The following is a 25,619-nucleotide window of genomic DNA, read 5'->3' as shown; positions in this document are numbered from 1 at the left end:
GCAGGGCGGAGCCTCAGAACACCCGCCGCATCCACACGTTCGGCTCGACATACACCGCGTGCCCATGCGCCAGCGACACCCGCACCGGCACCAGCGCGCCGGGCACCTCCACCTCACCGTCGGTGTCGAACGGCAGACCGGTCCAGCTGCGCCACTCCTCCAGGGAGGCCGCCACGGTCATCGACGCGGGCGCCACCGACTCCACGGCGGCGCCCGCGCGGGCGTGCTGCCGCAGCCAGGGGTCCTGCGGCAGACCGTCGGGGCGCACCCGGTGGGCGTACTCCCGCATGGGCGTACGGGGTTCGAGGTGCTTGGCGTTGGGGCGTACAGGGGCGACGACCTGGCGGTGGCCCAGCGCGGCCGCGTTGTCGTGCATCGCGGTGAGCATACGGCCGGACAGTCCGGCCCCTTGGGCGTGCGGCTCGACGACGACGGAGATCGCGCTGACGGTGTCGGGCGTGACACCGCGGCGCAGGTCGGAGAAGGCCCAGACGAGCACCTGGTCCCAGCCGCGTGCGGGCAGTTCGCCACGTCCCTCGGCGTCCAGGGCGAACGGCACGCTGAAGGCGTGCGCGACCACCTCGCCCCGCTCGTCCTGGGCGGCCAGGGCGTACTGCGGGAACTCCGTGGCGATACGGCCGTAGTGGGCGTTGCCCACGGGGTCCTGCGTCACGAACTCCGGCCAGGTGTCCGCCATGGCGAAGACCGGCTCCACCAGGTCGGGGCGGTCGGCGAGAGTCGACACCTTCACGTCCATGCGCTCACCGTAGGCAGAGGGACGAGCACCCCGGAAACGGTTTTCCCCGCCGAGGCCCGGCAAAGGCAGTGGCTTCAGCCTCCGCACTGGCGAAGCATCGCGCTCTTGTCCGGGGCCGTGACCGACAGCTCGTACTTCCGCGCCACCTGCGCGAACCGCACCGCGTACGAGCAGCGGATCGCCTTGTTGGGCGGAAGCCAGGACGCCGGACCGGAGTCGCTCTTGGCGGAGTTCGTGGGGCCCGAGACCGGCAGGAGGTTCAGCGCGTCGTTGGCCAGTCTCCGCCGCTTCTCCTCGCTCCAGCGGGCGGCCCCCATCTGCCAGGCGTACGACAACGGCACCACGTGGTCGATCTGCACCTCTGTGGCCTTCGCCTTCTTCCAGGCGATGTCCTTGCCGGTGTACGGGTCGTACAGGTCCATCGACACGACCACGCAGTCCGACCCCGTACGGAACCGGACGTTGCGCCCATGGAGTTTGAGCAGGTCGTTCCGCGTGTCACAGCCGTTCCTCGCCAGCGGCACGCCGTCCGCCGTGTCCATCCACGCGTAGCCGAACTCGTCCCGGTCGTAACCCGTCTTCGGGCCTCGCCCCTTGGTGTGCAGCCCGGCGATCAGCTCACGCGCCGTCGCCTCGTCCTGCTCGGACGAGATCGGGGCCAGCCCTGGTCTCGTACCGTCAGGGTCGGCCAAGGGGCTGGTTCCGTACGTGTCGGACGCCGACGAGCCGCTCTCGCCGGGGAGTCCGCTCCCCGTACAGCCCGCCAGGACCGTCCCGGCCATCAGTACAGCGCCGGCACCCAGCACGCCGCGCGTGAGACACCGCCTCGGCACACGATCACCCCACCCCTGAGACACCTGCCCCACGGTAGCGGCCGAGAGGTCCAGACCATAACCGCTCCAACTTGCACATGACTCGCAACTCGGGCGTATCGTCGATCGTGAGTCACCTCCGGAAGGAGCTCTGGATGGGCATCTTCGACAGGTTCAAGAGCAACCACGCGGCACGCGACAAGGCCAAGAACATGTCCGACGCCGCCGAGAAGCAGGTCAACGAGAGGACGGGCAACAAGTACGAGAGCCAGGTCGACGCCGCACAGCGGCAGGCCGAGCGCCGGCTGGGCATGGACCAGGACGACTCGCCCGACCAGCAGTAGACCCGGAGACCCACGGAAGAGTGCACGGGCCCGTCGGCGAACCGACGTGGGCCCTCCTCGACCATCCGGAAAAGGAAGCCGTCCGCCGTTCCCCACCGACCGCGGACGGCTTCGTTCCGCGTTCTCGCGTCCGTCTCATGACCTCAGTCCACCACGCGCCACCGACAACGGCTCGGGCCTGTGGACAACCCACAGATGTGGACAGCCACATGCCCCGGACGGGTGAACCCACCCGCCCAGCGCGGCCCGGCCGGCGCCACGCACAGCTCGCCCCTACGACCCCAGCACCGACGCCAGGAACTCCCCGACCCAGCCCAGCAGGTCCCGCCCGACCAGCGGCTTCCCGCCCACCTTCGCGGTCTTCGGCCGCGGCACCAGCACCTGATGGGCCGCCGGCTTGATGACGGACCCCGGGTACAGCCGCTTCAGCCGCAGCTCCTGCGACTCGCGCAACTCCACCGGCGCGAGGCGGATGTTGGTGCCCTGCAGCACGATCTCGCCGACGCCGCACGCTCGTGCGAGCATCCGCAGGCCCGCCACCAGCAGCAGGTTCTCCACCGGCTCGGGCAACTTGCCGTAGCGGTCGAGGAGTTCCTCGCGGACGGCCTTGATGTCCTCCTCCGTGTTGGCGGAGGCGATGGCCCGGTACGCCTGCAGACGCAGCCGCTCGCCGGGGGCGTAGTCGTGCGGGACGTGCGCGTCGACCGGCAGCTCGATCTTGACCTCGAGCGGCGGCTCCTCCTCGATCTCCCCGCTCTCCAGCTGGCGCCGGTAGTCCGCGACGGCCTCGCCGACCATCCGGACGTACAGGTCGAAGCCGACGCCCGCGATGTGACCCGACTGCTCGCCGCCGAGCAGGTTGCCCGCGCCGCGGATCTCCAGGTCCTTCATGGCGACGTACATGCCCGCGCCCATCTCGGTGTGCTGGGCGATCGTCGCCAGCCGTTCGTGGGCGGTCTCCGTCAGTGGCTTCTCCGGCGGGTACAGGAAGTAGGCGTACCCGCGCTCGCGACCGCGTCCGACGCGGCCGCGCAGCTGGTGCAGCTGGGAGAGGCCGAAGGTGTCGCCGCGTTCCACGATCAGGGTGTTGGCGTTGGAGATGTCGATGCCGGACTCGACGATCGTCGTGGAGACGAGCACGTCGAACTTCTTCTCCCAGAAGTCGACGACGACCTGCTCCAGGGCCGACTCCGACATCTGGCCGTGCGCGGTCGCGATGCGCGCCTCGGGGACGATGTCCCGCAGCCGGGCCGCCGCGCGGTCGATGGACTCGACGCGGTTGTGGATGTAGAAGACCTGGCCCTCGCGCAGCAGCTCGCGGCGGATCGCGGCGCCGATCTGCTTCTCCTCGTACGGGCCTACGAAGGTCAGCACCGGGTGCCGTTCCTCGGGCGGGGTGGTGATCGTCGACATCTCGCGGATGCCGGTGACCGCCATCTCCAGGGTGCGCGGGATCGGGGTCGCGGACATGGTCAGCACGTCGACGTTGGCGCGCAGCTTCTTCAGCTGCTCCTTGTGCTCGACGCCGAAGCGCTGCTCCTCGTCGACGATGACCAGGCCGAGGTCCTTGAACTTGGTCTCGGAGGCGAACAGCCGGTGCGTGCCGATGACGACGTCCACCGAGCCCTCGCGCAGGCCCTCCAGGACGGCCTTCGCCTCGGTGTCCGTCTGGAAGCGGGACAGCGCCTTCACGGCCACCGGGAACTGCGCGTACCGCTCGCTGAAGGTGCCGAAGTGCTGCTGCACCAGCAGCGTGGTCGGCACGAGCACGGCGACCTGCTTGCCGTCCTGGACGGCCTTGAAGGCGGCCCGTACCGCGATCTCGGTCTTGCCGTAGCCGACGTCGCCGCAGATCAGGCGGTCCATCGGGACCGTCTTCTCCATGTCCTCCTTGACCTCGGCGATCGTGGTGAGCTGGTCGGGCGTCTCGGCGTAGGGGAAGGCGTCCTCCAGTTCGCGCTGCCAGGGCGTGTCGGGCCCGAAGGGGTGGCCGGGTGCGGCCATGCGGGCGCTGTACAGCTTGATCAGGTCGGCGGCGATCTCCTTGACGGCCTTCTTGGCGCGCGCCTTGGTCTTGGTCCAGTCGGCGCCGCCCAGGCGGTGCAGGGTGGGTGCCTCGCCGCCGACGTACTTGGTGATCTGCTCCAGCTGGTCGGTGGGGATGTACAGCCGGTCGCCGGGCTGGCCGCGCTTGGCGGGGGCGTACTCGACGACGAGGTACTCGCGCGTGGCGCCCTGGACGGTCCGCTGGACCATCTCGATGTAGCGGCCGACGCCGTGCTGCTCGTGGACGATGTAGTCGCCCGCCTCCAGGGTGAGCGGGTCGATGGTCTTGCGGCGCCGCGCGGGCATGCGGGTGCCGTCGCGTCCCGCGGCCTTCTGCCCGGACAGGTCGGTCTCGGTGAGGACGGCGACCTTCAGCGCCGGGTGGACGAAGCCGTGCTCGATGGAACCGCACGCCACATGCACGACGGAGGGCTCGATCACGCCCAGGTCGGCCTCCAGGCGGGCGGCGACGCCCTCGCCGCCGAGGACCTCGACGGTGCGGGCGGCCGGGCCGTGGCCCTCGGTGACGAAGACGGTGCGCCAGCCGTCGGCGAGCCAGCCCTTGGTGTCGGCGAGCGCCTTGGCGGTGTCGCCGCGATAGGTCTCGGGGGCGTGCATGCCGACCTTCAGCGTGTCCGCGTCGAGCTCTTCGTCGGCGGCGAACGGCGACACCGACCACCACATCATGTCCAGCTCACGCGCGCGGTCACGGACGTCCGCGATGGACCACAGGGAGGCCGCGCCGACGTCGATGGGCGCCTCGCCGCCGCCCGCGGTGGCCGCCCACGACGCCTGCAGGAACTCCTGACTCGTGGCGACGAGATCGGCGGCACGCGTGCGTACCCGCTCCGGATCGCATACGACGGCCATGGCGCCCTTGGGCAGGACGTCGAGCAGCAGTTCCATGTCGTCGACCAGCACCGGTGCGAGGGACTCCATGCCCTCCACCGCGATGCCCTCGGCGATCTTGCCGAGCAGCTCGCCCAGCTCGGGGTGCTGCTCGGCGAGGGCACGCGCACGCGTGCGGACGTCTTCCGTCAACAGAAGTTCACGACAGGGCGGTGCCCACAGGCCGTGCTCGGCGACTTCGAGGGAGCGCTGGTCGGCGACCTTGAAGTAGCGGATCTCCTCGACGTCGTCGCCCCAGAACTCGACGCGCAGGGGGTGTTCCTCGGTGGGCGGGAACACGTCGAGGATGCCGCCGCGCACGGCGAACTCGCCGCGCTTCTCGACGAGCTCCACGCGCGCGTACGCGGCTGCCGCGAGGGCCTCGACGATCTCGTTCAGGTCGGCGCTCTGCCCGGTGCGCAGGGCGACGGGCTCCAGCTCGCCCAGGCCCTTGACCTGCGGCTGGAGCACGGACCGTACGGGCGCGACAACGACGGAGACGGGGCCGGTCTCGGGGTCGTCGGGGCGCGGGTGGGCGAGGCGGCGCAGCACGGCGAGGCGGCGGCCGACGGTGTCGCTGCGGGGGCTGAGCCGCTCGTGCGGCAGCGTCTCCCAGGAGGGGTACTCCACGACGGTGTCCGGCGGCAGCAGGGAGCGCAGGGCGGCCGCGAGGTCCTCGGCCTCGCGGCCGGTCGCGGTGACGGCGAGGACCGTGCGTCCGGCCTCGCGGGCGAGACCGGCGATCGCGAAGGGGCGGGTCGCCGGCGGGCCGACGAGGTCGACATGCATGCGGTTGCCGTCCGCGGCCGCCGTGATCGCTTCCGCGAGGGCGGTGTCCTTGACGACGGCGTCGAGCAGACCGTGCAGACTCATGGAGGGGGCTTTCCGTCCAGGTGGGCAACGCGAAGGGCCCGACACGCGGTGCGGGCCGGGCTTCCCAGAGTACGTCCACGCGGGGTCGATCACCCGGCGGAATCGAACGGGCCCCGGACCACGCCCTGCGAGGGCCGCCCCGGAAAACCAGGTGACTCCCACGCCAGGCGACCTCGGCGGTGACCGCCGCACCACGCGCGTGAGGCCCGGCCCGGAGTCGTGGTGACTCCGCGCCGGGCCTCCCCCCGCTGGGGCCCGCCGGTCGGCCGGGCCCTTCCCCCGCGAGTGGTGGCTAGTCGGTGCCGATCGCGTTCAGGACGTTCATCCGTCCCGCGCGGAACGCCGGGATCAGTGCCGCGAGCAGGCCCACCAGGGCCGAGCCGACGAGCACGCCGGTGATGGTCGGCCAGGGGATCTCCAGGACCTTCAGGCCCTCCAGGGACAGGAGCTTCTGGGCGGTCACGCCCCAGCCCATGCCGAGTCCGAGGCCGAGCAGCGCGCCGAAGAGGGCGATGACGACCGACTCCAGGCGGATCATGCGGCGCAGCTGGCGCCGGGAGAGGCCGATGGCCCGCATCAGGCCGATCTCCCGGGTCCGCTCGACGACCGACAGGGCGAGGGTGTTCACCACACCGAGGATCGCGACGACGATCGCCAGCACCAGCAGCCCGTAGATCATGTTCAGCAGCTGGCCGACCTGGTCCTTCAGGGCCTCCTTGTAGTCGGTCTGGTCGCGGACCTGGTACTGCGGGTAGTCGTCCATCGACGCCTTCAGCGCCTTGTACGCGGCCGCCTCCTGGCCGTCCTTCGCCGAGGCGAAGACCAGCATGTCCAGCGGCATGTCCTCGGCCCGCACATGCTTGGCCAGCGTGCTGATGGAGGTGTACATCGCGCCCTGGTCGATGACGGCGTCGCTGCTGGTGATCGCGCGGACCGTCAGCTTCGCGGTGGCGTCACCGGGAAGTGTGACGTCGATCGTGGAGCCGAGGCGGATGCCGTGGTCCTTGGCGAACTCCTCGTGGACGGACATCGAGTCGGGCCGGTAGGCGTCGGCGAGCTTGCCCTGGACCGTCTCCACGCGCACGTCCTGGGGGTACGTCGGGTCGGCCGCCGACAGCGCGGTGCCCTCGAGCGTCTTGCCGTCCGGGGTGCGGAAGTCGGCCTTGAGCCACTTGTACTCGGTGACCCGCTCCAGCCCCGGGGTGTCCTTGATCGCCTTGACGGCCTGCGCGGTGATCAGCTGGTCGCCGTCGTTCTGGACGATGAAGTCCGTGCCGACGCTTTTGTCGAGCTCGTCCGTCGCGGAGGCCACCATCGAGGAGCCCACCACCGACAGACACGCCACCAGCGCGAGACCGATCATCAGCGCGGCGCCCGTGGCGCCGGTGCGGCGCGGGTTGCGCAGCGCGTTGCGCTCGGCCATGCGGCCGACGGGCCCGAACATCCGCAGCAGGACGGCGCTGAGGACCCGTACGACACCGCCGGCGAGGACCGGTCCGATGACGACGAAGCCGATGAGGCTGAGGACGATGCCCAGGCCGAGGAACTGGGCGCCCTCGCTCGCCTTGTCCACGGTCGTGGTGACATACAGGGCGAAGCCGCCCGCGCCGGTGAGGGCGAGACCGATCAGGGCGCGTATGACACCGGCCTTGGCGTCGGCCGGGGTGCCGGCGTCGCGCAGGGCGGCCATCGGCGAGATCCTGCCCGCGCGGCGGGCGGGCAGATAGGCGGCGAGGACGGTGACGACGACGCCGAGGAACAGGCCGAGCGCCGGGGTCGTCCAGGCGACCGTCAGGTCCCTGGTGGACAGGTTCATGCCCATCAGGCCCATGAGCTTCATCAGCCCGATCGCGAGCCCGACGCCCGCGCCGGCGCCGAGCACGGAGCCGACGACGCCGAGCAGCAGCGCCTCGACCAGCACGGACCGGTTGACCTGCTTGCGGCTGGAGCCGATGGCCCGCATCAGGCCGATCTCGCGGGTGCGCTGGGCGACCAGCATGGAGAAGGTGTTGATGATCAGGAACACGCCGACCAGGAACGCGATGCCGGCGAAGCCGAGCATGGCGTACTTGATGACGTTCATGAACTCGCCGACGTCCTTGGCGTTCTCGTCGGCGACCTCCTTGGCGGTCTGCACCTGGTAGTCGCCGCCGAGGGCCTCGACGACGTTGCGCTTGACCTGCGCGTCGGTCATGCCGGGCGCGGCGGTGACGTTGACGTCGGTGTAGACGCCGCTCTGGCCGACCAGCGCCGCTTGCGCGGTCCTGGTGTCGAGGTAGAACAACGCGGCACCGGGGTTGGTGACCTTGAACTCGACGACGCCGGAGATCTTCGCCTTGTGCGTGCCGACGGCCGTGATGACGCCGAGTTCGTCGCCGAGCTTCAGGTGGTGCTTGTCGGCGGTGTCGGCGTCGACCATCACCTGGTCCGGGCCCTTGGGCGCCGAGCCGGAGGCGACCTTCATGGTGCGCGCCTCGTTGTCGTTCCAGTTGCCGACGATGGTCGGGGCGCCGCTGGAGGGCGAGAGGTTGTCCTTGTCGGCGTCGACGACGGTCACCGACGTCGAGAAGACGGCGCCTTCCGCCGAGCGCACACCGTCGACTTGGCGGACCTTCTCCAGCACGGACGCCGGCATGGCGGGCGGGCGGCCGTTGTCGGAGGTGGTCTCACCGGTGCCGGAGGCTTCCTTCGGGCTGACGGTGACATCGGAGGCGGTGGCCTGGAACAGCTTGTCGAACGTCGTGTTCATGGTGTCGGTGAACACCAGCGTGCCGCACACGAACGCCACCGACAGCACCACCGCCACCGCCGACAGCGCCATCCGGCCCTTGTGCGCGAAGAAGTTGCGCATCGAGGTCTTCAGCACGGTCATGACGTACGCCCCCGGGCGTCGAAGTCCTTCATGCGGTCCAGCACCTGCTCGGCGGTCGGCTGGTGCATCTCGTCGACGATGCGGCCGTCGGCGAGGTACAGCACGCGGTCGGCGTAGGAGGCGGCGACAGGGTCGTGGGTGACCATGACGATGGTCTGGCCCAGCTCGGTCACCGAGCGGCGCAGGAAGCCGAGGACCTCGGCGCCCGCGCGCGAGTCGAGGTTTCCGGTCGGCTCGTCACCGAAGATGATCTCGGGCCGGGCGGCGAGCGCCCGGGCCACGGCCACCCGCTGCTGCTGGCCGCCGGAGAGCTGGGTGGGCCGGTGCTTGAGCCGCCCGGCGAGCCCGACGGTCTCCACGACCCGGTCCAGCCACGCCCGGTCCGGCTTGCGGCCGGCGATGTCCATGGGCAGCGTGATGTTCTCGATCGCGTTCAGCGTGGGCAGCAGGTTGAACGCCTGGAAGATGAACCCGATCCGGTCCCGGCGCAGCTGCGTGAGCTTCTTGTCCTTCAGGCCGGTGATCTCGGTGTCGTCCAGATAGATCTGACCGCTCGTCACGGTGTCGAGCCCGGCCAGGCAGTGCATCAGCGTGGACTTGCCGGACCCCGACGGGCCCATGATCGCGGTGAACTGGCCGCGGGCGATGTCCACGTCCACGTGGTCCAGGGCGACGACCCGGGTCTCCCCCGACCCGTACGCCTTGACGACCTGTCGCGCCCGCGCGGCGACGGCCGTACGCCCTCCAGTGCTTTTGTGCCCGGGAATGGTCACAGCCGAAGTCACGGTATGTCTCCTAAGTCGGTCGTCGGACGGTGCGGGTGAATCGGTACGTCCATGAGTCTGCTGGCCGGGGCAGGTCCGGCGCGCTGGTGCACGGCCCCGTCTTGTGCGGGGGAAAACCCCACCCTCGTCGTTCGGGTACGCCGTCCCCAGCGGCGTAATGCCAGATTAGGAACGGCCCGCCGCAGTCTCGTCCTCCGGCGGTACGAACGCTCCCCGAGCCGAAGTACGGAGGTACCCCTAGGGGAGTCCACCGGCGGGCGGAGATCCTCTCGGGGTCGCTACCTCCTCGGGCCCACCCAGGTTCCACCCTCCCGCCGCGTCAGGCTCAAGTGGGAAGCTGTCCGGCAGCGGATGGGTGCAAGGGGCAACGACCAGCGAACGGGGAGGACCGACACGTGGGCGGCACCAGACCGACAGCGGCCGAGGACAGCGCGCGGCAGGACATCGCACCACGACGGCGCGGGGCCGTCGTCGCGGCGCTGATGCTGTCGATGGCGCTGGCCGCCCTCGACTCCACGATCGTCTCCACCGCCGTCCCGCAGATCGTCGGCGACCTCGGCGGTTTCTCCGTCTTCTCCTGGCTGTTCTCCGGCTATCTGCTCGCCGTGACGGTCACCCTGCCCGTCTACGGCAAGCTCTCCGACACCTTCGGCCGCAAGCCCGTCCTCGTCGCCGGGGCCTGTGTGTTCCTGCTGGGCTCACTGCTGTGCGCGCTCGCCTGGAACATGGCCGCGCTCATCGCCTTCCGCATCGTCCAGGGCCTGGGCGGCGGGGCGCTGCAAGGAACCGTGCAGACTCTCGCCGCCGACCTGTATCCGCTTGAGGAACGCCCGAAGATCCAGGCCAAGCTGTCCACCGTGTGGGCCCTGTCGGCCGTCGCCGGGCCGGCCGTCGGCGGTGTCCTCGCCGGCTACGCCGACTGGCGCTGGATCTTCCTGGTCAACCTGCCCATCGGCGCGCTCGCGCTGTGGCTGATCGTCCGTCATCTGCACGAGCCCGAGCGGAAGAACGCGGCACGCGCGCGGGTCGACTGGGCGGGCGCCCTTGCCGTGTTCGCGTGCGGCGGCGTGCTGCTGACCGCGCTGGTGCAGGGCGGGGTGGCCTGGCCGTGGCTGTCGGCGCCGTCGCTGGCCCTGTTCGCGGCGGGGCTGGTGCTGGCCGCCGTGGTCGTGGTCGTCGAGCGCCGGGCCGCCGAGCCGATCATCCCGGGCTGGGTGTGGCGCCGGCGCACCATCGCCGCGGTCAACCTCGCCCTCGGCGCACTGGGCCTGCTGATGGTGGCGCCGACCGTGTTCCTGCCGACGTACGCCCAGTCGGTGCTCGGCCTCGGGCCGGTCGCCGCCGGGTTCGTGCTGTGCGTGTGGACCCTGAGCTGGCCCATAGCCGCCGCGCACAGCCAGCACCTCTACCGGCGCATCGGCTTCCGCGACACCGCCCTGCTCGGCATCGGCACCGCCGCGCTGATCCTGTTCGCCTTCCCCTTCCTGCCCTACCCGGGCGAGGCCTGGCAGCCCGCCCTGCTGATGCTGCTGCTCGGCGCCGCCCTCGGCTTCTTCCAACTGCCGCTCATCGTCGGCGTGCAGTCCACGGTCGGCTGGTCCGAGCGCGGCACCACCACCGCCTCCGTCCTGTTCTGCCGCCAGACCGGGCAGACCGTCGGAGCCGCCGTCTTCGGCGCCGTCGCCAACGGCGTCCTCGCCGCCCGCCTCGGCGGCGCCGGCGACCTCGACTCCCTCACCCGCGCCCTCGACTCCGGCCCCGCCCCCGAGTCCGCCCGGCACGCCATCGCCGACGCCGTCCACGCCGTCTATCTCGGCGCGGCGAGCGCGGCGGCGCTGGCGTTCGTGGTCCTGCTGTGCGTGGCGCCCCGGCGGTTTCCCGTACTGCCCGCGGACTGAGGGGCCTCGGCCGTGGAACGTCCAAGTTAACGCGGGTAACACCGCAGGTCAGCATGGCAAACGGTTACCGACCAGAAGGTTTGTCGAAACCCGTGCGGATCATGTTCCCGGCGAGTAACGTGCGTGCCCCCGCACCCCCCACTCCCTGCGGTCCGCCGCCGCGGACCCGAGCCGCGCGAGGAGCCCCGGGATGTCCTACGACCCGTCCCCACAGGCGTACCCCACCTACCCCCGGCAACCCGCACCCGTACCCGAACCCCCCGCCCCACCCGCCCCGATGCACGCCCCGCTCGGGCACCACAGCGACCTGCGCGTCCTGCGCGGCGCGTACCGCTGGCAGCGCCGCACCGCCACGCTCACCGCACTCGGCTACTTCGTCCTGTTCCTGCTGATGTCGGCGTTCGCCCCCGGCTTCATGACCGGCACCGCCGCCGACGGACTGCCCGTCGGCCTGGTCCTCGCACTCGTCCAACTCCCCGTCACCTGGCTGGCGATCACCCTGTACGAGTACACGGCCCGCCGCCACGTCGACCCGATCGCCGACCGCATCCGCGAGCAGGCCCGGCTGGACGCCAAGCGGGAGGCCCGCCGATGAACGGCCTCAGCGACGACTCCCAGACCCTGTCCCTGCTGGCGTTCACCGCGATAGCCACCGTCACGCTGTTGCTGTGCGTGATGACCGGCCCCGACCGGGACGACCTCGACGAGTTCTACACCGGCTACAACTCCCTGTCCCCTCTGCGCAACGGCATGGCCATCGCCGGCGACTACATCTCCGCCGCGACCGTCCTGGGCACGGGCGGCGTCATCGCCATCTACGGCTACGACGGCATCGTCCTCGCCCTGAGCACCGCCCTGTCGCTGATGCTGCTGATGTTCCTGCTGGCCGAACCCCTGCGCAACGCGGGCCGGTTCACCATGGGCGACGCCTTCGCCCGCCGCATGCCGGGCCGTTCGGTACGCATCACCGCCTGCCTGGTGACACTCGCCGCCCTGCTGCCGATGATGCTCGTCCAGCTCGCCGGCGCCGGCCAACTGCTGTCCTTCATCCTCGGCTTCTCCGGCGAGTCCGTGCAGACCGGCTGCATCATCGGCCTCGGCGCCCTGATGATCAGCTACGCCGCCATCGGCGGCATGAAGGGCACCGCCCTGATCCAGATGCTGAAGATGGTCATGCTGCTCGGCTCCGGCGCCGTCGTCGCCGCCCTGCTGCTGAACCGCTTCGACTGGGACCCCGGAGCGCTGTTCGGCGCGGCCGCCCGGCAGAGCGGCGAGGGCGACGCCTTCCTCAGCTCCGGCCTGTGGTTCGCGGGCGGCCCCGCCCCCGAACTCGACATGATCAGCACTCAGTTGGCGGTCGTCCTCGGTGGCGCCTGCCTCCCCCACGTCACCATGCGCATGTACACCGCCTCCAGCGCCCGCCAGGTGCGCCGCTCGATGTCCTGGGCGGTGTCGACCACCGCCCTGTTCGTGCTGATCATCACCGTCGTCGGCGTCGGGGCGACCGCCCTGCTCGGACGGGCCGCCGTCGTCCAGGCCGACCCGCAGGGCAACTCCGCCTATCTGCTCGGCTCCCGCGCCGCGTTCGGCACCGGCATGTCCACGGCGGAGACCTTCCTGTTCACCACCGTCACCGCCGCCGTCTTCCTGACGCTGCTCGCCTCCGTCGCCGGAATGATCCTCGCCTGCGCCAACTCCCTCGCCCACGACGTCTTCGCCACCCGCCTGCGCGAGCTGTCCGGCCGCCACGAGATGGCACTCGCCCGCATCTCCGCCCTCGCCGTCGGCATCCCGGCCGTCCTGCTGGCGACCCTCGCCCAGCACCGCAGCCTGCAGCCCCTGGTGACGTTCTCCTTCTGCGTCGGCGCCTCCGCCCTCGCGCCCGCCCTCGTCTACAGCCTCTTCTGGCGCCGCTACACCCGCACCGGCCTGCTCGCCACCCTCATCGGCGGCACCCTCTCCGTCCTGCTCCTGATGCCCGGCACCAACCTCGTCTCCGGCTCCCCCCACTCCGCCTTCCCCGAAGCCGACTTCAACTTCTTCCCCTTCACCACCACCGGCCTCGCCACCATCCCCCTCGGCTTCGCCTTCGGCTGGCTCGGCACGGTGGCCTCCGGCGGTCGGGCGCGGGCGGAGCATCGGCGGCGGTACGAGGCGGTGGAGGGGTGGATTCTGGCGGGAGCGACCAGGAAGGGGTGAAGGTCGCCGTCTGTGGGGGGTGGTGACGGATCGTTCGCGGCTGCGGGTCCGTTGTGGTTGCTCGCGCAGTTCCCCGCGCCCCTTCAAGCCCGACGGCGACATGCGCTACTCGGTCGCCAGGCGGCCGGCCGCCAAGGCGGCGAGGCTGCTGCGGACATGGTCCATATGGGCGTGTACGTCGTCCCAGCGCTCGCCGTGTTCACGCAGGACGCGCTCGGTCTCGCGGGCGACGCGGTCCTCGTGCAGGCGGGCCTCCGCGAGGAGTTCGGCGGCACGCGCGCAGGCCTCCTCCTGACCGCGGCGGGCGGACTCCTCGGCCTCGGCGAAGTCCCGCTCGGCGTCCGCCAGGGCGGCCTCCGCACGCGCGACGAGCCGGGCATGGCGGGAGTCGACGGCCGCCGCACGAGCCTCGAACTCCCGCTCGGCGGCAGCCCACCGCTCGGCGAGATCCTTCTGCTGGTCGTCGAGCACGCCGGAAGTACGCCGACGCATCTCCCGCAGGGCGTCGAGCGCCTCGACGCGGCGATCCTTGACCTCACGCCGGGTGGTGACACGGATGTCGTCCGCCTCGGCGCGCGCCGCGAGCACCCTCTGACGGGCACGTTCCTCCGCGTCCGCACGCAGAGCGTCGGCCTCCTCCTGCGCCTCCTGGCGTACGCGCTGGGCGTGCTCCTCGGCCTGCGCGACCTGCTCGTGCGCCGCGTGCCGCGCGCGCTCGCGCACAGCCGCCGCCTCTTCGAGCCCGAGCTGGAAGATGCGCTGTGCGCGCTCCCCCAGGGAGTCGTACATCTGCGGCGCGAGCCCCGCGACCGTCTCGCGCAGCTCCTCGAGCTCGGCCTCCATCTCCTTGGCGAGCACGGTGAGCCGGGCGGCCCGCTCCCAGGCCGCGTCCCGGTCCCGGCAGAGCTCGGCCGTGAAGTCCTCCACCTCTTCGGGGCGGTAGCCGCGCCCCCGGACGGCCAGGAAGCCATGCGGTGACACCGATGCGCTGCTCATCGTGGAACCCCTCTCCGCCGACCCGCACGAAACGACGTACGAACGAGTTCGATCGACCGCTGTCGCTTTTCGATTCGCGCACATCTTGATGGATCAGACGTAAGTGTTCATAACGCGACACTCCGCGCACAGGTTGCGGAAGCAGGCAAAAGGGGCCGGTCCCGGTCGTCCAGCGACCAGGCCCGGCCCCTCCACGCGCGCGTGCGGCGCGGCTCGCCCCTCAGGGACGAGGCGTCACAGCAAGCCGTCCCACATCTGCTCCAGCAGCACCGACCACCAGCTCTCCGGCGACCCCAGCGCCGCCGGGTCCAGCGCCGCGAGCTGCGCCTGGAAGTCGACCGTCCAACGGCCCGCCTGCTCCTGGTTCAGCCCGAACCGCAGCCGCCACATCCGGCCCAACAGCGCCAGACAGCGTACGAACTCCGGCAGCCCGGAGTTCACGAACTGCGGCGGCACCGGCGCCCCACCGGGCCCGGCCTCCACCGGCACCGCGACGATGTTCGCCGTCCCGTACTGCACACACAGGGCCTTGCCGAAGTCGGTACCCATGACGAGGTACGACCCCGCGTCCGCGGCCGGCTGCACGCCCCGCTCCGCCGCCAGCTCGGCCAGCGTCGGCACCGGCCGCCCCGGCTGGGCCTGCGCCCAGAAGAACGGCCCCATGTCCACCGGAAGCCCCGCCACGACCAGCGTGTGCGCCACGACCGGCGGCACGCCCTGCCGCGACACCGCCGCCTGCTCGAACCGGAACACCCCCGGCCCGAACGCCGCGGCCAGCTCCTGCGCCACCGCCTCCGGCGGAACCGGCTGAACCGGCTGCACCGGCGGCAACGGCGCCCGCACCGGCGCCGGCCGCGCGGGCCCGTCCGCCACCTGGTGCAGCTCACCCTGATGCGCCAGCAACTGCTGCATGCCCTGCTGCCGGCTCGCGTGATCCGTGCCGTACGGCGCGATGCTCGTGATCCGCGCCTGCGGCCACTGCTCCCGGATCATCCGCGCACAGTACGCACCCGGCAGCTCACACGACTCCAGCTCCGTGTGCAGCTCCAGCACCTGGTCCGGCGGCACGTTCATCGCCCGCAGCTCATGGAAGATCTGCCACTCCGGATGCGGCGTACCCGGCGCCGAACGCCGGATCAGCTGCTGCTCCGAACCGTCCTGCGCCCGGTAGCGCAGCACCGCCTGGTAGCCCGGGCCGACCGTCGGCAGGCCCGAGGGCTGCTGCTGCGGGTAGCCGTACGCCGGCGGCGGCGTACCCGGGGCGCCCGGCATACCCGGGGCACCGGGAGGCTGAGGTGCGCCCGGCATGCCGGGCGCCGGCGGCGGAGGCGGAGGCGGCACACCCGGGCCACCGACCGGCGGCGCGGCCAGCATGGTCTCGGCGTGGTGCACGGCACCCTGCGCGCCGCCCAGAGAACCCTGCGCACCAGGGGCACCGGGCGGCTGAGGCGCGCCCGGAGCACCCGGCATCCCCGGAGCACCCGGCATCCCCGGGGCGCCAGGAGCGCCAGGAGGCTGAGGCGCACCCGGCATACCCGGAGCGCCCGGAGGCTGCGGCGCGATCCCGCCCGGACCGCCCATGCTCGGGTCGGCCAGCATCGTCGCGGCGTGATGCACCCCGCCCGGGGGCGTACCGCCCGGCGCGTTCGGCGGCTTGGGGGCACCCGGAGGCTGCGGCGCACCCGGCGGCTGAGGTCCGTCGGGGCCCAGCGCCGACACCAACTGCGTCGGCACGTACCCACCCGCACCCGGCGCCGGAGGAGGCGTACTTCCCTGAGGCGCGGGAGGCGGCGTGCTCCCCGGCCGCGCACCCGGCGCACCGGGCGCCCCCGGCGGCGGAGGCGGCGTCGCCCCACCACGCGCCCGACGCGGTGGCGGCGCGGCCTTGCTGGTCGCGGCGTCGGCGATGTCCCCGGCGTTCGGCGCGAGCGACGACACCGGCGCACCCGGAGCACCCGGAGCACCCGGAGCACCCACGCCCGGCGGAGGCGTACCCGGACCACCCGGACCACCCGGAGCCCCTGGCGGAGGCGTACCCGGCACACCCGGAGCCCCCTGCGGATACCCGTAGCTCGGCGCACCCGCCCCCGGCGGAGGCGTACTCCCCGGCGGCACCCCAGGAACACCAGGCCCACCCGGAACACCAGAGGACCCCGGCACCCCAGGCGAACCCGCCCCGCCCAGCGCCGGCGCGATCGCCGTCGGCGGAAGCTGGCTGCCGCCCGACATCAACGCCGTCTTGGCCTCCGGCGCCACCGGCGGCGGAGTGTTGTCGTCGACACCGCTCAACGGCGGCGCGAACACGGTCTCCGGCAGCGGAACAGAACGATCCTCACCCGCGTCGGCACCATTGGTGTCCGTACCCGCCCAAGGAGTCGCCCCCGGCGGAGGCCCACTCAGCGAACCCCCCGGCGCAGGCCCACCCACCGGCACCCCGGCCTGGGTCTCCGCCAGCGGAACCCCCTCACCGGAAGCAGGCGAAGCCGAAGAGGACGCCGCCGCCTCACCCCGCCGGTCCGGAACCCCCATCCGGTCCGCCGCCTCCTGCAACCACTCCGGCGGAGTCAGCAGGAACGACGTCTGATTCAGATCCACCCGCGCCGCGGCAGGCGCCGGCGCATCGGCAGCAGCCTCCGCACTCCCGCCGTACTCCTCCTCGTACCGGCGGATCACCTCACCCACCGGCAGCGAGGGCCACAGCGAGGCCTCACCACTGTCCCGGGCGATCACCAGCCGCTGCGCACCACCGTCCGAGCGCGGCCCGTCGGCACGGTCCTCCGCCCACACCACGAACCCGAGACCGAACTCCCGCACCCGCACCTCACGATGCTGGTACGCCGGCACGTCCCCGTTGATCCACTCCTCGCCGCGCTCCTGCGCCTGCGCAAAGGTCACCATCGCGAAGCTCACTCCCCCGCAGCCGCGGCGGCGACAGGCACGGCCCGCGCGAAACCGCCGTCCACCATCAGATTCGCCACCGTCTCCAACTCCGGCGGAGAACCCGCCAGCCGGGACAGGAACACATCGAAGTCCTCACCGCACGGCAGCAGCAACCGCTCCACCCGCTCAGCAGGCGCCCACGACGGATCGACATCCCGCGCGTCGTCGTACGCGCAGAACCACACCGAACCGATCCGCTCGCCCTTCACCTTCACCGCCAGCAGACCGCCCTGCACGAAGGCGACACCCAGATAGTCCTTGGTCAGATGGTCCCGCAGACACTTGTTCACGTACACCAGGTCATTGACCGCGGCCTCGTCCCGCACCGTGAAGAACGGCTGGTCCACCAGCAGCCCCAACTCCGCGTCCAACGCGGTCCCCACCGGCGCACACCCACCAGCGGCCTTCAGGAACGACCGGTACGCACCCGGCAGCCGGTACCCCAGATCCTCCTCGACCTGCAGCACCTGCTGCTCCGACACCGCGACCCCGGACTTCGGCAGACCGAAGTGCGCCGGACGCGTCTCCTGCAACGGCCGCGTCCCCCGCTTGGTCTGGTCCACCGCCGCCGTCGCCACACCACCGTGATGCCGCAGCAACGCCTTCACCTCGACCGGCACCAGCTCCACGCGCCGCGTACCCGCCACGTGATGCCACGTCCAGCCATGCGGCGTCGCCACCGCCGGCACCGTGTCCCACAACGCATGACCCGACGCGGACAAAGCGGCATTCGCCGACACATAGTCCGTCAACCGCAGTTCATCCACGCCGAAACCCTCCGGCGGATCCGCGATCTCCGCAGCCGCACGCGCATAAGGAGAGAAGTCGGGGTAGCCGCGCTCGTCCACCCGCACCCCGGCGGGATGACGAGACGCCCGGACCGGGTCCGGGAAATGCACGACCTGCCCGGCGTAGGCCGCGTTCGGCGGCGCGGCTTGCTGCCCGAGCCGACCTGTCGTCATGGCGGTTGCCCCCTGCGGCACTCTGTACGGCCCGTAGTCGCCGGCCCAGCGCCGACTCAGCCCACCACGGCCCGTATCCGACTGTCTCCAACGCGCTGACCGCTGTCACCAACGCATCGACCGCGCCTCACGCGGTGCCGACAGCCTATGCGGTACGCCTCCACCGGTCACCGGCGCTCCGCTTCCGTGACCAGCCGTCACCCCGCCGTGACAGCCCGCCCAAACCCGGGCGTGTCGCACCGCCCCAGCTTCCGCACCAGCCACGCCATTTGGCAGTCTGGACCCTTCGGGGGGATGCTCGGGAGGGGATGACGATCATGAACACGACGCAGACGGGACCACACACAGCCACCACAGGCGACCCCCGCATCGGGTGGAGCAGCACCGACACACCCCCCGCCCCCACCCTGCGCCACCGCCGCGACGGCATACTCCCCACCGTCGCCGCCGCCCTCTCCGTACGCGGCGCCACCCTCACCGGCACCGCCGCCCGCGGCGACACCCCACCCCCGCTGCACCCACTCGTCCAGGACTTCCTCGACACCCTCGGCAGCGACCGCCGCGACCGCTTCACCGGCCGCTGCGCCGAGACCATCCTCATCTCCCGGCACCTCACCACCGCCGACGCCACCCGCAGCAAACGCGCCGCCCGCAAACCCATGACCAACGGCGAAGCCCGCAAAGCCCTCAAACAGGCCAAGCTCACCGCCCGCCGCATCCGCGAGGACGGCGACCCCCTCCACGGCAGCTTCGCCGCCCCCTGCCGCGCCTGCACCGCCCTCAGCGCCCACTTCGGCGTACGCATCGTCGACCCGGCCACGGCCACCGACTAAAAACCCACCCCGGCAACCACACACCGATACCAAGGGCAGATGCACCCCGACCGCGCCTCCACCACCCGCTTCTCCGTCCCCGTCGACGCCGCCCTGCGCACCGCCGGCTGGCAACCCGGACGCTGGGACATCAAACAGGCCGAGACCTGGGCCGACAGCCTGCGCGGACACACCTCACCCGCCGGACACCGCCACGCCGTCTTCCCCGCCGCCGTCGAAGCCTGGGCGGAATTCGGCGGCCTCCACATCGCCCCCAACGGCCCCGGCCGCCAGATCGCCCCCGCCGCCCTCCACCTCGACCCCCTGCACGGCCTCCACCTCGCCCGCACCCTCGGCGACCTCGGCCGCGCCCTCGACACCGAGGTCAGCCCCCTCGGCACCGAGACCGACACCCAGGCACTCCTCGCCATCGACGCCGAAGGCCGCGTCTACGCCCTCGACCACACCGGCGACTGGTACCTCGGCCCCGACATCGACCACGCGCTGACGACCCTCGTCACCGGCATACAGCCCGTACGCCTCACCGCGGGCTGAGCCCACAGGGTCACGACGCCGGAATCACCGCCGACACCCGGAAGCCCCCCGCCTCCGTCGGCCCCGACACGAACACCCCACCCAGCGCGAGGACCCGCTCCTTCATCCCCACCAGCCCGTTCCCCCCGGACGGCAGCCCCGCCGACGACACCTCCGACGGCGGCTCGTTCTCCACCTGCATCGCGATCTCCGACGCCCGGTGCGCCAACCGCACATACGTCTTCGCGCCCGCCGCGTGCTTGTGCACGTTCGTCAACGCCTCCTGCACCACGCGATACGCCGTCTGCTCGATCTCCGGCGCATACGCGCACACCTCCCCCTCCACGGACAGCGCGACCACCATCCCCGCCGCCGCCGACTGCCCGACCAGCTCCTCCAGATCCTCCAGACAGGGCCCGTCAGCCACCACCTGCTCATCCAGCACAGCAGCCGCCGCCACCGGCACCGCACGCACCCGCACACCGTCCCCGCTGCGCAGCACCCCGAGCATCTCCCGCAGCTCCGTCAGCGCCTGCCGCCCCATGTCCCCCACGAGCGCGGCGTTCCGCACAGCCTTCTCCGGATCCTTCCGGGCCACGGCCTGCAATGCAGCGGCATGCACGACCATCAGACTCACCCGATGCGCGACCACGTCATGCATCTCACGGGCGATCCGCGTCCGCTCCTCGTTACGCGCCCACTCCGCCCGCTCCTCCGCCCGCTCCGCGAGCAGCTGCAACTCCCGCTCCAGGCTGTCCGCCCGCTCCCGCAGACTCTCCATCAGCCTGCGCCGCGCACCGACGTACATCCCCAGCAGCAACGGCGGCGCGGTCATCCCGACGGACATGGTCATCGCGAAGAAGGGAGCGAACCACTCGCCCGCCTCGACATCGGCGTCCGACATCTCCCGCGCCTGTACGAACGCCACCACCAGCATCCCCAGCAGCGACATCCCGGCCAGCGACGCGATGATCCTGCGCGGCAGCTCGGACGCCGCGAGCGTGTAGAGGCCTACGACGCCCATCAGATAGCCCATCTGCGCGGGCGCGACCGCGATGGACACCAGCACGACAGCGATGGGCCACCGCCGCCTGAACAGCAGCACGCAGCCGGCGAGGACCCCGAACACCACCCCCGCCACCACCGGGATCCCGGCGTCCCTCGCGAACGGAACCCCTCGCGCGCCGCACTCCACAGCGGAGGCCAACGCGAGCCCCCCGTCCAACAGGGCACTACGCCATCTGACCCACCACCACGGCCCCTTCCGGACCGTGGCGTGCTCTTCCCCCGTCGTGGTCATGCCCTCCAGCCTACGGGCGCCGACCCTCGCTTTTCCGGCGAGTTTCCACGACTGGCCTACACCACACTCCGTAATCGAATAACTGCGAAACCGACAGGTATCCCTCGAACTGGTGAATCACTTCTGTTCGACCCCGGAAGCTTCCATTCCGCCCAGACGGTATGCACATGGCACATTCACTTGGCACAACCGGCAAGTACGCGGACTTCGAGGGGTTGCGCGACAAGGCGGTCGCCCTGCGGCGAGCGGGGCTCAGCCGACGTCAGATCCGCGACCGGCTGCACGTCGACAACAACGACATCCTCAACCGGCTCCTGGAGGGCGAGCCGCCTCCGGAATGGACGAAGCGACCGAACGCGAAGGACGACCTCCGCGCGAAGGCTCGGGAGCTGCGGCTCCAGGGCTGGACCTACGACCAGATCCAGGTGGAGCTGGGCTGCTCGAAGGGCTCGATCTCACTGTGGGTGCGGGACCTGCCCAAGCCGGAGCGTCGCGATCCCTCCGAGCAGGCGAAGCTGGCCGCGCAGAAGCGCTGGGAGCACGAGCTGGCCGTGCGAGACGAGGAGCGCCAGCGCACCAAGATGGTGGCAGCAAGTGAGATCGGCGAGATGTCCGACCGCGAGCTTTTCCTGGTGGGCGTCGGGCTCTACTGGGCCGAAGGCGCCAAGGACAAGCCGTACGCCCGGCGCGAGAACGTGCAGTTCGTGAACAGTGACCCAAGCATGATCCGAATCTTCATGGCCTGGCTGGACCTGGTGGGGGTGGAGCGCGAACGTCTGCGCTACCGAGTCATGATCCATGCGACAGGCGACGTCGAGGGTGCCGAGCGGTACTGGGCCGATGTCGTCGGCGTCGACTCTTCCGCCCTGCAGAGGACAACCATCAAGCAGCACAACCCAAAGACGGTCCGCAAGAACGTGGGCGAGAACTACCGTGGCTGCCTCGTGATCTGCGTCCGGCAGTGCGCCGAACTGTACCGCCGCATCGAGGGGTGGTGGTCCGGGATGGTGGTAGCCGCCGATCAACGAACACCGTAGGCTTGGGCAGGCATTCCCGGGTCGTCTAAGGGCAGGACAGCGTCTTTTGGTGTCGCTTATGGGGGTTCGAGTCCTCCCCCGGGAGCCCAAGGTGAGGCGGGCCCTGACAGCACAGTCAGGGCCCGCACTCATGTCCCCCCACCCCCACCCCGGTATCCTGCGGATGTCCACCCCTCCCCCAAACAGCCGAAGGGCATCCCGTGAGCGCCATTCGCCCGGCAGCCGTCGTCGTTCTCGCAGCGGGTGAGGGCACCCGTATGAAGTCGGCCACACCGAAGGTCCTGCATGAGATCTGTGGCCGCAGTCTGGTGGGCCATGTGCTGGCCGCGGCCGGTGAGCTGGAGCCGCAGAATCTCGTGGTCGTCGTCGGGCACGCCCGGGAGCAGGTCACCGAGCATCTGAACCGCGTCGCGCCCGAGGTGCGTACCGCCGTGCAGGCGGAGCAGAACGGCACCGGGCACGCCGTACGGATGGGGCTCGAAGAGCTGGGCGGGGTCGTCGACGGGACGGTCATCGTCGTGTGCGGCGACACCCCGCTGCTCACCGGCGCCACCCTCAAGGCGCTCTCCGAGACGCACATCACCGACGGCAACGCCGTCACCGTGCTGACCGCCGAGATGCCGGACGCGACCGGCTACGGCCGGATCGTGCGGGACGAGACCGGTGCCGTGACCGCCATCGTGGAGCACAAGGACGCGGACGACACGATCCGTGCGATCCGGGAGATCAACTCCGGGGTGTTCGCGTTCGACGGCCGGCTGCTGGCGGAAGCCCTCAAGCAGGTGCGTACCGACAACAGCCAGGGCGAGGAGTACCTCACCGACGTCCTCGGCATCCTGCGGGAGGCCGGGCACCGGGTGGGGGCCTCCGTCGCGGGCGACCACCGTGAGATCGCCGGCATCAACAACCGTGTGCAGCTGGCCGAGGCCCGCCGCATCCTCAACGACCGGCTGCTGACCGAGGCCATGCTCGCCGGTGTGACCGTCGTCGACCCGGCCACGACCTGGGTCGACGTGACCGTCACCTTCGAGCAGGACGCGATCGTGCACCCGGGCACGCAGCTCCAGGGCGCCACGCACATCGCCGAGGGCGCGGAGGTCGGCCCCAACAGCAGGCTGCTGGACACCCGGGTGGGTCCGGGGGCGCGGGTGGACAACACCGTGTCCAACGGGGCCGTCGTCGGTCCGAACGCGTCCGTGGGCCCGTACGCCTATCTGCGTCCGGGTACGCGTCTCGGCGCGAAGGGCAAGATCGGTACGTACGTGGAGACGAAGAACGCCTCCATCGGCGAGGGCACCAAGATCCCGCACCTTTCCTACGTCGGTGACGCGACGATCGGTGAGTTCACGAACATCGGTGCCGCGAGCGTCTTCGTGAACTACGACGGGCAGGACAAGCACCACACGACCGTCGGGTCGCACTGTCGCACCGGTTCGGACAACATGTTTGTGGCGCCTGTCACGATCGGGGACGGTGCCTACACGGCTGCCGGGTCGGTCATCACCAAGGATGTGCCGCCCGGTTCGCTGGCCGTGGCCCGCGGTCAGCAGCGGAATATCGAGGGTTGGGTGGCCCGTAAGCGTCCGGGCAGTGCGGCCGCGAAAGCTGCCGAGGTGGCCTCTCGCGAGGAGAGCGCCGAGAGCTGACCGGAAACAGGTCCGTCAAACACGGCGTACCGTGATAAGTGCACACCCCCACCCCACCAGCTGAGACGGCCTGCCGCGCCCCAGCGGCGAGGTCTCTCGACACCCAGCTGCGACACCTCTGAGGAGACAGTGCTGTGACCGGGATCAAGACGACCGGCGAGAAGAAGATGATGTTCTTCTCCGGCCGCGCCCACCCCGAGCTTGCCGAGGAGGTCGCCCAACAGCTGGGTGTCGGGGTTGTCCCGACGAAGGCCTTCGACTTCGCCAACGGTGAGATCTACGTCCGTTACCAGGAGTCGGCGCGTGGTGCGGACTGCTTCGTGATCCAGAGCCACACGGCTCCGATCAACCAGTGGATCATGGAGCAGCTGATCATGATCGACGCGCTGAAGCGTGCGTCGGCTCGTTCCATCACGGTGATCGTGCCGTTCTACGGTTACGCGCGGCAGGACAAGAAGCACCGTGGTCGTGAACCGATCTCGGCGCGTCTGATCGCGGATCTGATGAAGACGGCGGGTGCGGACCGGATTCTCACCGTCGATCTGCACACGGACCAGATCCAGGGCTTCTTCGACGGTCCGGTGGACCATCTGTTCGCGCTGCCGCTGCTGGCGGACTACGTGGGTGCGAAGGTGGACCGGGCGAAGCTGACGGTCGTGTCTCCGGATGCGGGCCGGGTGCGGGTGGCGGACCGCTGGTGCGACCGTCTGGGTGCGCCGCTGGCGATCGTGCACAAGCGGCGTGACAAGGATGTGGCGAACCAGGTGACCGTCCACGAGGTGGTCGGTGAGGTCAAGGGCCGCGTGTGTGTCCTGGTGGACGACATGATCGACACGGGTGGCACGATCTGTGCGGCGGCCGACGCGCTGTTCGCGCACGGTGCGGAGGATGTCATCGTGACGGCCACGCACGGTGTGCTGTCGGGTCCGGCGGCGGACCGGCTGAAGAACTCTCGGGTGAGTGAGTTCGTGTTCACGAACACGCTGCCGACGCCGGGTGAGCTGTCGCGTGATCTGGACAAGCTGACGGTGCTGTCGATCGCTCCGACGATCGCGAGCGCGGTGCGTGAGGTGTTCGAGGATGGTTCGGTGACGAGCCTGTTCGACGAGCAGTAAGGGTTCTGCACAGCCCTGTTGTGATCCTTTTGGGTGCGGCCTCCCTCTCCGAGTAGACTGCTGAAGTTGCTCGGCGAGGGAGGCCGTACTCGTGTGTACGGCGGTCCGTTATCGACGCGCTCTTCGTAGCAGGCCGTTCGTGGCCGGGTGACCACGTCCGTTTCCTATGTATCTACGAGGAGTGAACATGTCCGAGGTGAAGATCGCCGCCGAGTCGCGCACCGAGTTCGGCAAGGGTGCCGCCCGCCGTATCCGCCGTGAGAACAAGGTTCCCGGTGTTCTGTACGGTCACGGTTCGGACCCGCTGCACCTGACGCTGCCGGGTCACGAGCTGCTGCTGGCGCTGCGTACGCCGAACGTCCTGATCTCCCTGGACATCGACGGCAAGTCCCAGGAGCTGGCGATCCCGAAGGCTGTGCAGCGTGACCCGCTGAAGGGTTACCTGGAGCACGTCGACCTGCAGCTGGTCCAGCGCGGCGAGACGGTCACGGTCGAGATCCCGGTCGTCGCCGAGGGCGAGCTGGCCGCCGGTGGCAACCTGCTCGAGCACGTGCTGAACGCGCTGCCGGTCGAGGCCGAGGCCACGCACATCCCGGAGCAGCTCACGGTGTCGGTGGAGGGTCTCGCGGCGGGTGCCTCGATCCACGCCAAGGACATCGCGCTGCCCAGCGGTGTGAAGCTGGCCGTCGAGGACGACACCGTCGTCCTGCAGATCCTGGCCGCGCAGGCCGAGGAGGCCCCGGCGGGCGAGGCCGCCGAGGGTGAAGAGGCCGCCGAGGCCTGATCCTCAGGATCGTCGTTCC

General features: G+C 70.8%; 19 protein-coding genes and 1 tRNA gene. 11 read left to right on the top strand and 9 right to left on the bottom strand.

What is annotated here, in order from left to right:
- Window positions 1-13 precede the first annotated feature (13 nt).
- Entirely contained in the window at window positions 14-757 is a 744-nt protein-coding gene (locus RKD23_RS22340; protein WP_424855271.1) for an N-acetyltransferase, read from the bottom strand.
- Between the two features lie 74 nt (window positions 758-831).
- Window positions 832-1,539, bottom strand: coding sequence for an HNH endonuclease family protein (locus RKD23_RS22335; RefSeq protein WP_424855270.1), 708 nt, complete (start codon window positions 1,537-1,539; stop codon window positions 832-834).
- Window positions 1,540-1,724: 185 nt separating this feature from the next.
- On the opposite strand from RKD23_RS22335, the gene RKD23_RS22330 reads away from it, so the two are divergent.
- Complete coding sequence (locus RKD23_RS22330; RefSeq protein ID WP_424855269.1) at window positions 1,725-1,913, top strand: antitoxin; 189 nt, start codon at window positions 1,725-1,727, stop codon at window positions 1,911-1,913.
- A gap of 273 nt (window positions 1,914-2,186) precedes the next feature.
- Here the strand turns inward: RKD23_RS22330 and mfd are convergent, their stop codons facing one another.
- The 3 genes from mfd to RKD23_RS22315 all read right to left on the bottom strand — a co-directional run bounded on the left by mfd (window position 2,187) and on the right by RKD23_RS22315 (window position 9,377).
- Window positions 2,187-5,720 carry a transcription-repair coupling factor gene (gene mfd, locus RKD23_RS22325; protein ID WP_424855268.1) on the bottom strand — a complete coding sequence of 1,178 codons (3,534 nt, stop codon included), beginning with the start codon at window positions 5,718-5,720 and terminating at the stop codon, window positions 2,187-2,189.
- Between the two features lie 292 nt (window positions 5,721-6,012).
- Window positions 6,013-8,592 (bottom strand): ABC transporter permease, encoded by a 2,580-nt coding sequence (locus RKD23_RS22320; protein WP_424855267.1) that lies wholly within the window; start codon window positions 8,590-8,592, stop codon window positions 6,013-6,015.
- On the bottom strand, window positions 8,589-9,377 hold the full coding sequence (locus RKD23_RS22315; protein WP_424855266.1) for an ABC transporter ATP-binding protein: 789 nt from the start codon (window positions 9,375-9,377) through the stop codon (window positions 8,589-8,591). Before RKD23_RS22315 ends, RKD23_RS22320 begins: the two co-directional genes overlap by 4 nt.
- Window positions 9,378-9,772: 395 nt before the next feature.
- Here RKD23_RS22315 and RKD23_RS22310 point away from each other — a divergent pair, with 395 nt between their 5' ends.
- The 3 genes from RKD23_RS22310 (at window position 9,773) to RKD23_RS22300 (ending at window position 13,474) form a co-directional block, all read left to right on the top strand.
- Window positions 9,773-11,275, top strand: coding sequence for an MFS transporter (locus RKD23_RS22310; protein ID WP_424855265.1), 1,503 nt, complete (start codon window positions 9,773-9,775; stop codon window positions 11,273-11,275).
- Window positions 11,276-11,465: 190 nt separating this feature from the next.
- Window positions 11,466-11,870, top strand: a complete 405-nt coding sequence (locus tag RKD23_RS22305) for a DUF485 domain-containing protein (protein WP_424855264.1) — start codon at window positions 11,466-11,468, stop codon at window positions 11,868-11,870.
- Window positions 11,867-13,474, top strand: coding sequence for a cation acetate symporter (locus RKD23_RS22300; protein WP_424855263.1), 1,608 nt, complete (start codon window positions 11,867-11,869; stop codon window positions 13,472-13,474). The genes RKD23_RS22305 and RKD23_RS22300 overlap by 4 nt, the downstream gene beginning before the upstream one ends.
- Window positions 13,475-13,579: 105 nt before the next feature.
- Here the strand turns inward: RKD23_RS22300 and RKD23_RS22295 are convergent, their stop codons facing one another.
- The 3 genes from RKD23_RS22295 to RKD23_RS22285 form a co-directional block, all read right to left on the bottom strand.
- The gene (locus tag RKD23_RS22295; RefSeq protein WP_424855262.1) at window positions 13,580-14,470 is read right to left on the bottom strand and encodes a cellulose-binding protein; all 891 of its coding nucleotides are present in this window, start codon (window positions 14,468-14,470) and stop codon (window positions 13,580-13,582) included.
- Between the two features lie 234 nt (window positions 14,471-14,704).
- Window positions 14,705-17,368 (bottom strand): SUKH-4 family immunity protein, encoded by a 2,664-nt coding sequence (locus tag RKD23_RS22290; protein ID WP_424855261.1) that lies wholly within the window; start codon window positions 17,366-17,368, stop codon window positions 14,705-14,707.
- Window positions 17,369-17,376: 8 nt separating this feature from the next.
- Complete coding sequence (locus tag RKD23_RS22285; protein ID WP_424858307.1) at window positions 17,377-18,372, bottom strand: SMI1/KNR4 family protein; 996 nt, start codon at window positions 18,370-18,372, stop codon at window positions 17,377-17,379.
- 308 nt (window positions 18,373-18,680) lie between these two features.
- Here RKD23_RS22285 and RKD23_RS22280 point away from each other — a divergent pair, with 308 nt between their 5' ends.
- Both RKD23_RS22280 and RKD23_RS22275 read left to right on the top strand, forming a co-directional pair.
- Entirely contained in the window at window positions 18,681-19,205 is a 525-nt protein-coding gene (locus tag RKD23_RS22280; RefSeq protein ID WP_424855260.1) for a YwqJ-related putative deaminase, read from the top strand.
- Between the two features lie 39 nt (window positions 19,206-19,244).
- Window positions 19,245-19,739, top strand: a complete 495-nt coding sequence (locus tag RKD23_RS22275) for an SUKH-3 domain-containing protein (protein ID WP_424855259.1) — start codon at window positions 19,245-19,247, stop codon at window positions 19,737-19,739.
- A gap of 10 nt (window positions 19,740-19,749) precedes the next feature.
- Here RKD23_RS22275 and RKD23_RS22270 read toward each other — a convergent pair whose 3' ends face one another.
- Window positions 19,750-21,018: a sensor histidine kinase gene (locus tag RKD23_RS22270; protein ID WP_424855258.1), complete on the bottom strand. Its 1,269-nt coding sequence runs from the start codon at window positions 21,016-21,018 to the stop codon at window positions 19,750-19,752.
- A 167-nt stretch (window positions 21,019-21,185) separates the two neighbouring features.
- Between RKD23_RS22270 and RKD23_RS22265 the strand changes: the two genes are divergently transcribed.
- The 5 genes from RKD23_RS22265 (at window position 21,186) to RKD23_RS22245 (ending at window position 25,600) form a co-directional block, all read left to right on the top strand.
- Complete coding sequence (locus RKD23_RS22265) at window positions 21,186-22,055, top strand: hypothetical protein (protein WP_424858306.1); 870 nt, start codon at window positions 21,186-21,188, stop codon at window positions 22,053-22,055.
- 14 nt (window positions 22,056-22,069) lie between these two features.
- A tRNA-Gln gene (locus tag RKD23_RS22260) sits at window positions 22,070-22,140 on the top strand.
- 115 nt (window positions 22,141-22,255) lie between these two features.
- Window positions 22,256-23,701 carry a bifunctional UDP-N-acetylglucosamine diphosphorylase/glucosamine-1-phosphate N-acetyltransferase GlmU gene (gene glmU / locus RKD23_RS22255; protein WP_424855257.1) on the top strand — a complete coding sequence of 482 codons (1,446 nt, stop codon included), beginning with the start codon at window positions 22,256-22,258 and terminating at the stop codon, window positions 23,699-23,701.
- A 134-nt stretch (window positions 23,702-23,835) separates the two neighbouring features.
- Entirely contained in the window at window positions 23,836-24,816 is a 981-nt protein-coding gene (locus RKD23_RS22250; RefSeq protein ID WP_424855256.1) for a ribose-phosphate diphosphokinase, read from the top strand.
- Window positions 24,817-25,003: 187 nt separating this feature from the next.
- Complete coding sequence (locus tag RKD23_RS22245) at window positions 25,004-25,600, top strand: 50S ribosomal protein L25/general stress protein Ctc (protein ID WP_424855255.1); 597 nt, start codon at window positions 25,004-25,006, stop codon at window positions 25,598-25,600.
- Window positions 25,601-25,619 lie beyond the last annotated feature (19 nt).

It is taken from the genome of Streptomyces sp. SAI-170 (assembly GCF_049739565.1).
Classification (GTDB): domain Bacteria; phylum Actinomycetota; class Actinomycetes; order Streptomycetales; family Streptomycetaceae; genus Streptomyces.
The sequence above is the reverse complement of the archived record's forward strand: the minus strand, read 5'-3'. Positions and strand labels throughout refer to the sequence as shown.